The following is an 11,965-nucleotide window of genomic DNA, read 5'->3' as shown; positions in this document are numbered from 1 at the left end:
CTTGGGTACCGGCCTGCTCGGGGGGCCGCCGGTGTCCATCATCGACCCCATAGCGCATCACGTCTCCTCTTTGGGCGGGTTTGTATCACCCGGGTCCGGCGAGGCGGTAGGTGTCGGAGTTGTGGGTGAAGTGGTGGGCGTTGGGGTCGGGGTGGGCGTAGGGGTTCGGGTGGTCGGCGTCGGTTTCGGTGTCGGCTTCTTGGTAGGAGTTGCCGACTTGCTTACCGTAGCCGAACGCGAGGGTATCGGCCTCGGTGACTTCACCGGAACCACCGGAGGTCGCCGCGTGCGCGTTTTGGTCTTCGTCGGTCTGACCTGATCGGGCGGCGGCGCCACCGTCGCGGACCCGGACGGCTCGGCCACCTCGGGCTTCGGCGCCGGCGGCTGCCGGTCGGCGAACGTGATGGCGGTGAGCCCCACCGCCGCCACGCAGCCCGCCGTGGCGACCAGGGCCAGCGTCCGGGCGCCCTTGTGCCGCTTGCCTCCAGGCCGTTCCTGCAGCGTGGTGGCCCGAGGGAGGTTGTCGGTCTCCCGCTCGTCCTCGGGGGCCGGCTCGCGTACCCGGAAGCCCCCCGGGTCGGTGAGCATGCTGAGCTCGGCGCCGTGCTCGACGGTGGCCAGCGACTCGCGCAGCACGTATGCCCGGTCGGCCACCTCCAGCGCCGTGGCCGGGCGCTGCTCGGGCTCCTTGGCCAGCAGCGCCATGACCAGCTCACGCACCGGCGCGGGCACGTCCACGCCGAGCGGCGGCGGCTGCTCGTTGAGGTGCTGCAGCGCGATCGCCACCTGGCTGTCCGCCCGGAACGGCGTGCGCCCCGCCAGGCACTCGTACGCCACCACGCCCAGCGAGTAGAGGTCGGTCGCCGGAGTGAGCGGGAAGCCCTGCGCCTGCTCGGGGCTGACGTATTGGGCCGTGCCCAGCACGGTGCCGGTCTGCGTCACCGGCGCCGCCTCCAGGGCGCGCGCGATGCCGAAGTCCGTCACCTTGATGGTCCCCTCGGGGGTGACCAGCAGGTTGCCGGGCTTGATGTCGCGGTGGATGATCCCGGCGGAGTGGGCCGCGTGCAGCGCCTTGGCCGTCTGGTGCACCACGTCGAGCGCCACCTCGGGCCCGATGGCGCCGTTACGCGCCAGGATGGCCGACAGCGGCTCGCCGTGCACCAGCTCCATGACGAGGTAGGCCACGTCGCTCTGCTCGCCGTAGTCGAAGATCTGCGCCACTCCGGGGTCGGCCAGTGCCGCGGTGATCCGGGCCTCGTTCCGGAACCGCTCCCGGAACGTGAGGTCGGCGTAGATGTGGCTGCGCAGGATCTTCACCGCGACTTCGCGCCCGAGCAACTCGTCACGGGCACGCCACACCTCTCCCATACCGCCCGTGGCGATGCGGGAGAGCAGGAGATAGCGGTTACGGAGCCGCATGACCCAGCAGGTTACCGTCACTCACTTGTTCAGCACCGCCTCCAGCACGGCCTTTGCGATCGGCGCGGCGGTGTGCCCGCCGGTCGCCTCCGCGCCGACCTTGGCCGCTCCGGACTCGACGATGACCGCGAGGGCCACCTTCGGGTCCTCGGCGGGCGCGAAGGAGATGAACCAGGCGTGCGGAGGCTGCCCGTTCGAGGTCTCCGCAGTGCCTGTCTTACCCGCTACTTGGACGCCTGGGACCTGCGCCAGGTTGGCGGTGCCGTTGTTCACGACGCTCACCATCATCTCGCGCAACTTGCCCGCCGTCTCGGAACTGACCGCTTCGGTCAGCTCATCGGGCTTGGCCTCCTCGATCGTCTCGCCCTTGGCGTCAGTGATCTTGTTGACGAGGTACGGCTTCATCACCGTGCCGTCATTGCCGATGCCCGCGGCGATCATGGCCATCTGCAGCGGCGTCATCCGGTTGCTGCGCTGCCCGATCGAGGCCATCGCCAGGGCCGCCTTGTCCTCCTCGGGACCGAAGTCGCTCGCGGCCACCGACATCGGCACGGCGAGCGGCTCGCCCATGCCGAACTTCTCGGTCTGCTCGTTCATCTTGGCGTAGCCCAGCTCCATGCCCATCGAACCGAAGGGCGTGTTGCAGGACCTCTCCAGCGCGTAGATCAGGGTGACCTGGCCGCTGCCGCAGGCCGCGCCGCCGTAGTTGGGCAGGCTGATGTTGGTGTTGGGCAGCGGCAGCCGCTGCGGGGCCTCCACCGTGGTGTCGGGGCCGCGCGAGGGGTCGTCCTCCAGGAACGCCGCCGCCGTCACGACCTTGAACGTCGACCCGGGCGGGTATGTCTGGCCGATGGTGCGGTTGAGCAGCGGCTGGCTCTTGTCCTTGGCCAGCTCGTCATAGCGCTGGAAGACCGGGCCCTTCTCGGTGCCGGACAGCTCCGCGGGGTCGTACGTGGGCAGCGACACCATCGCCAGGATCGCCCCGGTCTTCGGGTCGAGTGCCAGGACGGCCCCGCGCCTGCCGCTCTGCCGCAGCGCGTCGTAGGCGGCCTTCTGCGCCTTGGGGTTGATCGTGAGATCGACGTTGGCGCCCTTGGTGGGCTCGCCCGTGAACAGGTCGATGCTCCGCCGCAGCAGCAGGTCAGCGCTGGAGCCGTCGAGCAGCTTGTTCTCGGTGCCCTCGATCGCGCTCGCGCTCTCCGGCGAGAAGAAGCCGGTGACGTGCGCGTAGAGCTTGCCCTCGGCGTATTTCCTGACGAACCGGAAGTTGTTGCTGTCCGTCTCGACGGACTGCGCGATCACCTTGCCGCCGGCCGTGATGCGGCCGCGCTCGATGGCGTAGCGGTCGTAGTAGTTGCGGGTGTTGCGCGCGTCGGTACGCAGCCCCTCGGACCGCACGGCCTGGACGATGTTCACGTTGATCATCAGGAGCGCGAACATGGCCAGGCAGGCCACGGCCACGCGCTTCAGGGTGCCGTTCATCGCTGGAACACCTGCGTCAGTCCTTCGTTCTGGATCGCCTGGGGTGGGGGGCGTCTCGCGGCATCTGACGTTCGTACCAGGAGCGCGATAAGGATCCAGTTAGCGAGCAGCGCCGAGCCGCCCTGGGACATGAACGGGGTCACCAGGCCGGTCAGCGGGATGAGGTTGGTCACGCCGCCGACGATGATGAACACCTGCCAGGCCAGGATGAACGACAGGCCGCCCGCCAGAAGCTTCGAGTAGGGGTCGCGGGCCGCGAGCGAGGTGCGCAGGCCACGCTGGACGATCAGCGCGTAGATCATCAGGATCGCCATCAGCCCGGTCAGGCCGAGCTCCTCGCCGGTGGCGCTGAAGATGAAGTCGGAGAAGGCCAGCGGGATCAGGTCGGGGTGACCCTGCCCCAGGCCGGTGCCCAGGATGCCGCCCGCCCCGAGGCCGAACAGGCCCTGCATGATCTGGAAGCTGCCGCCGAACCTGCGCTCGTAGTATTCGCTCGCACCCGGGTTGAGCCAGACGTCGAAGCGGTCGCCCACGTGGGAGAAGATCTGACCGGCCAGGAACGCGCCGCCGACGAACAGCAGGATGCCGATCAGCACCCACGAGGTGCGCTGGGTGGCGACGTAGAGCATCACCACGAAGCCGCCGAACAGCAGCAGCGACGAGCCCAGGTCCTTCTGCAGCACCAGCACGCCGATGGCGATCGCCCAGGTGATCAGCACCGGACCGAGGTCGCGGGCCCGGGGCAGGTCGATGAACAGCAGCCGCCGCCCGGCCAGCGCCAGCACGTCACGCTTGGCGACCAGATAGCCGGCGAAGAAGATGACCAGCGCGATCTTGGCGAACTCGGCCGGCTGGATCGTGGCGGCGCCGAACCCGATCCAGATGCGCGCGCCGTTGATCTCCTTGCCCAGCCCCGGCACCAGCGGCGAGATGAGCAGCACGACGCCGATCAGCCCGGCCGTGTAGGTCAGCCGCTGCAGCGTGCGGTGGTCGCGCAGCACCAGCAGCGTCACGGCGAAGAGCACCACGCCGATGCCGGTCATGATGATCTGGTTGGTGGCCGAGGCGCCCGCCTGCATACTGGCGCCGGAGTTCTCCAGCCGGTAGATCATCACCAGGCCGATGCCGTTGACCAGCGTCACCAGCGGCAGGATCAGCGGATCGGCCCACGGGGCGAACTTGGCGAGCACCAGGTAGGCGGCCAGCATCAGACCGCCCAGGCTCAGGCCGTACGTCAGCATGCCCGCGGGCACCCGGCCGTCCATCGCCAGGCCCACGTTCGCGTACGCGCCCATGACGATCAGCACCGCGAGCGCGAGCATGACCAGCTGAGCCCCGCGCCGTTTGGCCGGCATCGGGACGGGGGAGACGGCGACTTCGCTCATCTACTGCTGTTTCGTCTTGGTCGCGGTGGCGGTGGGCGTGGGGGTCGCGCTCGCCCCCGTGGAGGTCTCGCTGTCGTCCTTCGTTTCCTGGGAGAACTTCAAGCTGTTGATCCTCGTGATGCCTTCGGCGAGGGTGGTGACGGGAATGCCGCTCTTGATCAGCGCCTGGTCGGCCTCGGACAGCTGGGAGAGCTGCTTGCCCGTGGGCTTGGAGACGTGGAAGAGCGGGAACGGACCGACCTCCCTCTTGATCCCCTGGTACACGACCACTTCGTCGCCCCTAGCGCCGACGAAGAACTGGTCCTGAGTCCACTGGTATCCAAAGTAACCGCCGACGCCGGCGCCGACGATGCCTATGCCGAGCACGGTGACCAGCACGGGCCACACTCGACGACGCTTCCGGGACCGCCGGGGCGCCGTCTCGGCGACCGGCTCATCGAATTCGTCGTCGGTGAGCACCGGCTGGGGTGCGGTCACCGCGCCGGCTCGCCCCGGCGAGGTGTCCTGCGGATTCCCGCGCAGCCGGTTCATCCCCGCGGCGCCGACGACGGCGGCCTCCACGGGCACCAGCTGCCCATCGGTGATCTCCAGCACGTCGGCCAGGACACAGGTGATGTTGTCGGGCCCGCCACCCCTGTTCGCCAGGTCGATGAGCTGGCGGACGACCTCCTCCGGGTCGTCGATGTTGGTGAGCGTGGCGTGCAGCGTCTCCGCGCTCACCACACCGGACAGGCCGTCGGAACACAGCAGGTAGCGATCGCCCACCTGCGCCTCGCGGAGCGTGAGATCGGGATCGACCTCGCCGCTTCCGTCGAGCGCGCGCAGCAGGATCGAGCGCTGCGGATGTGTGGCCGCCTCTTCCGGCGTGATGCGCCCGTCGTCGACGAGTTGCTGCACCAGCGTGTGGTCATGCGTGATCTGGTAGAGCTCCCCGCGTCTGAGCAGGTAGGCGCGCGAGTCGCCGACGTGCACCAGGGCGACCTGGGTGCCGTGCCAGAGCATGGCCGTGAGAGTCGTGCCCATGCCTTTGAGGCTGGGATCCCGCCCCACCATTTCGTGCAGCTTGCGGTTGGCGTCGCGTACCGCTGCCTCGATGGCGTTGAGCAGGTCACCCCCCTGTTGGGCCTCTTCCAGAGAGGCCATGGCGGCGATGGCGACTGAGCTCGCCACCTCGCCGTGTGCGTGCCCGCCCATGCCGTCGGCGACAGCGAGCAGGCGGCCGCTAGCGTACGCCGAGTCCTCGTTCCCTTCGCGGAGGAGGCCGACGTCCGAGCGGGCGGCGTAGCGGAGTGCGATGGTCATTTGCGCAATTCAATGACTGTCTTGCCGACGCGGATCGGAACACCGAGCGGCACCGGGGTCGGGCGGGTGACTTTCGAGCGGTCGAGATACGTGCCGTTGGTGGACCCAAGATCTTCCACGATCCATTGACCGTCCTGAGGGAAGAGCCGGGCATGCCGGCTGGAAGCGTAGTCGTCGGTGACTACCAGCGTGGCGTCATTGGCCCGGCCAATGGTGATGGGCGTCTCCGTGAGGTTAATGGTGGTGCCTTGGAGAGGGCCACCCGTAACGATGAGCTGGCGTGGCTCGCCCTTTTTGCTCTTGGGCTTGGCCACCGGTTTGGCGGGTTTCACGGCTTTGCGTGCACCCGCGGAAGCCGTGCGTGAACCGAACAAGTCAGTCCGGATCACGCCGACTGCGGCAATGACGAAGAACCACAGCACCGCCAGGAAAGCGAGCCGGATCAGCAGCAGCGTGAGCTCGGACATGGACCGTCTGTCTACCCCTAATCGCGCCGGAACACCAGAGTCGTACGCCCCAGAGTCACTCGCGTGCCGTTCTGGAGCTCGATCCTGCGTACCGGCTGGCCATTGACAAAAGTACCGTTCGTCGACCCCAGATCGACCAGGACCACGAGCTGGCCCTCGACGCGTAGCTCCGCGTGGTGCCGCGAAACGCCGGGATCGACCAGACGAAGATCGCAGTCGGTGCCCCTGCCGAGCAAGGTCACCGGAGTGGTCAGCTCGTAAGAGCGGTCACCCTGCGGGTCGTCCTGGGTGGAGACGAGCAGCCGCGGCCGCCCGTTGAACGCGTGCGGTCTCGACGGAGGCAGGTCGCTCGCCGGCTGGCGGATCTCGTCCTGCTCGACCGTCGCGCCGCGGATGACCCCCGACCGGATGCGGAACAAGCCCACAGCCAGATCGCCGGCGGTCTCGAAGCGGACCCGGACCGGTCCCACGAAGGAGTAGCCCTGCTCCTTGGCGTACTCCCTGGCGAGGTTGGCCAGTTCGTGGCTGATGCTGTCGGCGTAGACCTCAAGCCGTTCGCTGTCGGTCGTGGACAGCTCAACCACGAAGTCGTTGGGCACGAGCGTGCGACCTTGAGCGACGATCGCCGCACGCTCATCCATCTCCCGCTGAACCGCGCTGGCGACCTCGACCGGCTGAAGGTCAGATTTGAACGCCCGCGCAAAGGCTCCCTCAACCAAGCCTTCGAGCCTTCGCTCGAAGCGCTGAAGGACTCCCACCGGGTACCTCCCTTCCTCCGTGCATATGATCGCGGCCCCCAGACGCTTCCGGCGCCCGGTTTCCGCCCGTTCCACGGGACGGTGTCCCTGGCGCTCGTCGGCAGTCGCGCCCAGCTCCTCCGCTCCCGTGTCTTATGCGATCGTATCCGGGTTCAGTACCAGTGGCTGTTCCGTGCTAATGTTCTTTCCGCACCCACAAGGGCGGGTGGCGGAACGGCAGACGCGCACGGTTCAGGTCCGTGTGTCCGAAAGGACGTGAGGGTTCAAATCCCTCCTCGCCCACTCGGTGACTGGGGACTCTTGGTCGCGAGCCTTATGGCTTGCTCCCTCGGGTCCCCTCGTCATATCCAACCGGGGGATGACCCCCGGACCCCCAGCATTTATCGCTGGCGCTCCTGGGGACTTTCGCCCCCAGACCCCCGACACACCCTCGCGGTTGCGTCCTTGGCAGCTTGGCGAAGTGCTGGGCGGATCGCAAGGGTGCGGGTCTTTCTTTTCAAGAACCTGTTGGTAACGGCTGTGGCCGCCCTTCGGACTGTAGGGCCGGGTGGTTGCAAGGTGGTTTCTTGGCACTTGCGTCCTGCCCGGCCCTCTGTGTTTTAGGTCACAGCCGCTCTTGTGTCCAGTAGTTCGCCCACCAGGTCGGTGAGGCTCACCATTCCGATGACTGTCTTCTCCTGATTCGTCACCAAAGCCAGGTGGGATCTCTGCTCCTGCAAGATCGTCACTGCTTCCGGGACCTGGGTGGTGCAGGGGAGCTTCGGCAGGGGCCGCGACAGGTCGCTCGCCTTGCTCGAGGGGTTCAGGAGGGCGTCTCGGGCGTGCAGGGCGCCCTCCACGCCTGTCGGGCCCTCCACCAGGAGCCTCAGGTGGGTGCTGCCCGCTGCGGTGGATCTGATCTGGGCCGCCGTCGCGGTCAGAGGGACCTTCGTCGCCTGGTCTATGGGGACCATCAGGCGTTCTATGCCCTCGTCGTCCAGCCTCAGGGCTCTGGTCAGGAGGTCGTGCTCCTCCCTGTCCAGGAGGCCCATCCGGCCTGATTCGCCTACCAGCATGGCCAGCTGGCGAGGGGTTCTCGTGGTGGCCAGTTCGTCTCTCGGCTGGACGCCGAAGAGGTGGAGGATGAGGTTGGTCAGGGCGTTCAGGGCCGAGAGCAAGGGGCGCATCGCCGTGGTGAAGGCCCTGAACGGGAAGGTCAGGAGCAACGCCGCGCGCTCCGGGTGGGTCAGCGCCCATGACTTGGGGGCCATCTCGCCGATGACCATGTGCAGGAACGTGACCAACGCCAGGGCTATCACCAGGGCGATCGGTACGCGCATGGCCTCCGGGATCCCTATGGCGGCGAAGACCGGCTCCAGGTAGTGCTCGATCGCCGGCTCTGTCACCTGGCCCAGGCCCAGGGTGCACAGGGTGATGCCCAGCTGGGCGCCCGCGAGCATCAGGGAGAGCTGGCGGCTGCCGCCGGCGGCCGATTTCGCGGCCAGCCTGACCAGGCGGTTGCCGCCCACCGCCATCTCCTCCAGGCGGTGGCGCCGTGAGGAGACGAAGGCGAACTCGGCCGCCACGAAGAGGGCGTTGAACGCCAGGAGGGCGAGGCTCAGGATGATCATGGTCATCGGCGGGTCGCCTCCGCGTGCTGGACCGGTGTCAGGCGGACCCACTCGGGGACCCTGCGGTTCAGCGACATCACTGTCAGCTCCGCCAGGTGCTCACCCGTGTCCTGGGTGAACGGATCCGTTTCCGGGGTCACCGGGACCGTGATCGTGTCGCCGGCGTTCGGCATCCTGCCCAGCCTGGCCAGGACCAGGCCGGCGAGGGTGTCGTAGTCGCCGCTCTCCGGGAGCGCGATGCCCGTCGCGCGTTCGACCTCGTCCAGGCGCAGCCGGCCCGGGACCTCCCAGATGCCACCGGGGTGCTCCACCGCGCCGGCCGGCTCCGGGTCGTTCTCGTCCACCAGCTCGCCGACCAGCTCTTCCGCCAGGTCCTCGACGGTGATGACGCCCGCCAGGCCGCCGTACTCGTCCATGACGCAGGCTATGTCGTCCTTCGACGCTCGCATCCGGTCCAGGACCGCCGGCAGCGGGACCGAGTCGGGGACCAGGAGCGCGGGGCGGGTGATGGTGGCGATGCGGCCCTCGTCCAGGCCCGAGGCCAGGAGCTCGCGGACGCCTGTCACGCCCACCACGTCCCCGTCGTCGCCGAGGACCGGGTAGCGGGAGTGGCCGCGGGTGCGCATGGCGTCGAGGAGGTCAGAGATGGGCTGGGAGGCCCGCAGGACCACGACACGGGGGCGCGGGACCATGATCTCCTCCGCCGTGCGGTCGCCGAACTCCAGGGCTCGTTCGAGGAGGTCGGAAAGTCTCGGTGGCAGCTCGCCGGCCTGGGTCGACTCCGCGATGATGCGGGAGAGCTCCTCAGGGGTGGCGCCGTGCTCCACCTCCTCGATGGGCTCGATGCCGACGCGCCTGAGCAGGCCCGTGGCGGCCGAGTCGAACAGCCGCACCACCGGGCCCACGACCGCGAGGTAGACCAGCGTCGAACCGGCCAGGAACTTGGCCACCGGCTCCGGCCTGGCGATGCCCAGGTTCTTCGGGGCCAGCTCGCCGAAGACCATCTGCACGACGGTCGCCACGAAGACGCCCAGCGCCACCGAGATGCCGGTGACCATGGCGTCGGACAGGCCCGCGTCGGTCAGCCACGGCCGTACGAGGGTGGCGATCGCGGGCTCGGCCAGGAAACCGACCAGCAGTGCCGTGACCGTGATGCCCAGCTGGGCGCCGGAGAGCATGAAGGACAGGCGCGAGGTCACCTGGAGCGCCTTCGCGGCGGCGGCGTCACCCGCGGCGGCCTGCTCACGAAGCAGGCCGCGGTCGGCGGCGACGAAGGCGAATTCCTGGGCGACGAAGTAGCCGGTCGCCGCGGTGAGGAGCAGGAGGGCCAGCAGCCCGAGATAGGCGCTCACCGTGGTGAGCCCTCAGAGGAACCCGTGCCAGAGCACGGGCGAAGACTCCAGGGGTCCGGATCGGACACGATCATCCCTTCGATAGAGGTCGTCCATAACCGTAACGATGCTGGTGGCATCTATGTTTCCGCAGTGACTCTCCGCTGGTTCCGCGTACTTTTCCGTGGGAAAACCTTGGCGGAACGTCTTCACTGCTGGGGGGTTGGACGTAGCGTTTATGACAAAGCGAAGGGAAGAAGGCGAAGTGACCGAGGACGACCGGACACGAGCCATGCGCTCGCCAGGCGACGGCCGCCCGCTGCCACCACGGCCTGGTGACGGCCTGCGTTCCGGGGGCGCGCCCGCGCACCGGATGCCCGCCGGAGGGCCGGGAGCACCCACGCACAAGCTTCCCGCCGCCTCCCCGATTCCCGCGGAAGCCCCACCCGGGGCGGAGCCGCCCAGGGGCAGCTCGCGGGTGTACGGCCGGGAACGCGCCGGCAGCAGCCCCGTCAAGCCGTTGAAGTCGCGTGGCGAGCCCACCCCGAAGGGGCCGCGGGGGCCGCGCAAGCGACCGTCGGGGAAGACCATCCTGACGATCGTCGCCGGGTTCCTGGTGGTGGTGCTGGTGGCCGCCGTGGGCCTGGTCTTCTGGATCGACTCCAGGCTGTCGGGCATCGACGGCGTGCTCGACGACTACACGGGCCGGCCCGCCGACACCCCGGGCACCAACTGGCTGCTCGTCGGCTCCGACAGCCGCAAGGGCCTGACCGCCGCCCAGCGCAGGAAGCTGGCCACCGGCCGGGCCGCCGGGCAGCGTACGGACTCGATGATGCTGCTGCACATCCCCGAGGGCAGCGACAAGCCGACCCTGGTCAGCCTGCCGCGCGACTCGGCGGTCACCATCCCGGGCAAGGGGCGCGACAAGCTCAACTCCGCCTACGCCATCGGCGGCCCCAAGCTCCTGGTCCGCACCGTCGAGACGGTCACCGGGGTGCATGTGGACAACTACATGGAGATCGGCTTCGCCGGGTTCGTCGAGATCGTGGACGCCGTCGGCGGGGTCGAGATCAACGTCCGCGCGGCCGTGGACGACCCCAAGGCGGGCCTCAAGCTCAAGAAGGGCACGCAGCTGCTCACCGGCGGCCAGGCCCTCGGATACGTACGCACCCGCAAGGGTGGCGCGCTGCCCGACTTCGAGCGGACCAAGCGGCAGCGGCAGTTCCTCGGCGCGGTCGTGAAGAAGGCGGCCAGCCCGGGAGTGCTGCTCAACCCGTTCACCGCGATCCCGCTGGCGATGAGCGCCACTGACGCGGTCGTGGTCGACTCGGGCACGGGCGTGTTCAACATGCTCTCGCTGGGGCTGGCCATGGGTGACAGCCCGGTGACCACGGTCGTGCCGTTCGGCGGGAACGAGGTCATCCCCGCCGGTGGCACGGCGGTCAAGTGGGACCGGGCGAAGGCCCTGGCGCTGTTCAACGCCCTGAAGGAGGACAAGCCGGTGCCCAAGGAGGTCGTGGACGCCGGCTGAGCCGGTTTCGTCAGCTGCTGCCGGCGGCCCCCGCCGTGGCCGCCGCGGTGACGGCGACCATGGCGGCGGCGTTGATGGCGGCGATGGTCTTGGCCACCGCGTCGGCCGCCCAGGCGCCCTCGGCGATCTCCTTGATGCGCGCCTTGTCGGCGCCGGGGAACGCCTTGCGGTCCAGCTTGGCCGCGTGCGTGATCGCGATCAGGACGGCCGTGCGGGCGTCGGGGTCGGCGCCCGCCAGGACGGCGGAGACCCGCTCCCTGACGTTCGCCTCGACCCCGGGGTGGGCCTCCGGCCAGCGCGAGACAGGGAAGATGCCCATCACCTTGACCCGCTCCTCCGTCAGCACGCCGGATGCGGCGAGGCGGGTCAGCAGGCGGTTGCGCAGCTTGCCCGACTGCAGCTTCTGCACCCACCAGGCCGGGTTCCTGGTGCCGCCCTTGGCGGTGATGAGGGCCAGGGCGGCGTCGAGCTCCTCGTCACCCAGTGGGGTCGGGTCCTTGACCGCCAGCTTCTTCTTCGACAGCTCCACCCGGTCGTGGACGGCCAGCTCGGCCAGGATCGCGCCGGCGAGGGCAGGATCGAGCTGGATGGCGCTGATCAGCGGCTTGCCCTGGTCTTCGCTGTGGGCCAGGAGGAGGAGCTCCTCGGCGATCGTCACCGTCATGCTTCGACACTAACCT

10 protein-coding genes and 1 tRNA gene are annotated in these 11,965 nt (G+C 68.9%); 2 read left to right on the top strand and 9 right to left on the bottom strand.

Annotated features, from left to right (window positions below):
- Positions 1-57: 57 nt before the first annotated feature.
- Genes ACBJ59_RS12720 through ACBJ59_RS12695 form a run of 6 tightly spaced genes read right to left on the bottom strand, consistent with a single transcriptional unit; the run spans position 58 to position 6,813 of the window.
- Positions 58-1,419, bottom strand: a complete 1,362-nt coding sequence (locus ACBJ59_RS12720) for a serine/threonine-protein kinase (RefSeq protein WP_375110359.1) — start codon at positions 1,417-1,419, stop codon at positions 58-60.
- Between the two features lie 21 nt (positions 1,420-1,440).
- Complete coding sequence (locus tag ACBJ59_RS12715) at positions 1,441-2,901, bottom strand: peptidoglycan D,D-transpeptidase FtsI family protein (RefSeq protein ID WP_375110358.1); 1,461 nt, start codon at positions 2,899-2,901, stop codon at positions 1,441-1,443.
- Positions 2,898-4,286: an FtsW/RodA/SpoVE family cell cycle protein gene (locus ACBJ59_RS12710; protein WP_375110357.1), complete on the bottom strand. Its 1,389-nt coding sequence runs from the start codon at positions 4,284-4,286 to the stop codon at positions 2,898-2,900. The genes ACBJ59_RS12715 and ACBJ59_RS12710 overlap by 4 nt, the downstream gene beginning before the upstream one ends.
- Positions 4,287-5,588: a Stp1/IreP family PP2C-type Ser/Thr phosphatase gene (locus ACBJ59_RS12705; RefSeq protein ID WP_375110356.1), complete on the bottom strand. Its 1,302-nt coding sequence runs from the start codon at positions 5,586-5,588 to the stop codon at positions 4,287-4,289.
- Positions 5,585-6,055 carry an FHA domain-containing protein gene (locus tag ACBJ59_RS12700; RefSeq protein WP_364111383.1) on the bottom strand — a complete coding sequence of 157 codons (471 nt, stop codon included), beginning with the start codon at positions 6,053-6,055 and terminating at the stop codon, positions 5,585-5,587. Before ACBJ59_RS12700 ends, ACBJ59_RS12705 begins: the two co-directional genes overlap by 4 nt.
- A gap of 17 nt (positions 6,056-6,072) precedes the next feature.
- Positions 6,073-6,813, bottom strand: a complete 741-nt coding sequence (locus ACBJ59_RS12695; RefSeq protein WP_043619792.1) for a DUF3662 and FHA domain-containing protein — start codon at positions 6,811-6,813, stop codon at positions 6,073-6,075.
- A gap of 199 nt (positions 6,814-7,012) precedes the next feature.
- Between ACBJ59_RS12695 and ACBJ59_RS12690 the strand changes: the two genes are divergently transcribed.
- A tRNA-Leu gene (locus ACBJ59_RS12690) sits at positions 7,013-7,095 on the top strand.
- Positions 7,096-7,412: 317 nt separating this feature from the next.
- Here ACBJ59_RS12690 and ACBJ59_RS12685 read toward each other — a convergent pair.
- Together ACBJ59_RS12685 and ACBJ59_RS12680 are read right to left on the bottom strand one after the other, a co-directional pair.
- Positions 7,413-8,429, bottom strand: coding sequence for a hemolysin family protein (locus ACBJ59_RS12685; protein WP_375110355.1), 1,017 nt, complete (start codon positions 8,427-8,429; stop codon positions 7,413-7,415).
- Positions 8,426-9,775, bottom strand: a complete 1,350-nt coding sequence (locus tag ACBJ59_RS12680; protein ID WP_375110354.1) for a hemolysin family protein — start codon at positions 9,773-9,775, stop codon at positions 8,426-8,428. The genes ACBJ59_RS12685 and ACBJ59_RS12680 overlap by 4 nt, the downstream gene beginning before the upstream one ends.
- A 244-nt stretch (positions 9,776-10,019) precedes the next feature.
- Between ACBJ59_RS12680 and ACBJ59_RS12675 the strand changes: the two genes are divergently transcribed.
- On the top strand, positions 10,020-11,285 hold the full coding sequence (locus tag ACBJ59_RS12675; protein WP_375110353.1) for an LCP family protein: 1,266 nt from the start codon (positions 10,020-10,022) through the stop codon (positions 11,283-11,285).
- Between the two features lie 10 nt (positions 11,286-11,295).
- Here ACBJ59_RS12675 and ACBJ59_RS12670 read toward each other — a convergent pair whose 3' ends face one another.
- Positions 11,296-11,949, bottom strand: coding sequence for a GPP34 family phosphoprotein (locus tag ACBJ59_RS12670; protein ID WP_375110352.1), 654 nt, complete (start codon positions 11,947-11,949; stop codon positions 11,296-11,298).
- Between the last annotated feature and the right edge of the window lie 16 nt (positions 11,950-11,965).

It is taken from the genome of Nonomuraea sp. MTCD27, from assembly GCF_041950495.1.
Lineage (GTDB): Bacteria > Actinomycetota > Actinomycetes > Streptosporangiales > Streptosporangiaceae > Nonomuraea.
This window is presented reverse-complemented; position numbering and strand designations above follow the sequence as displayed.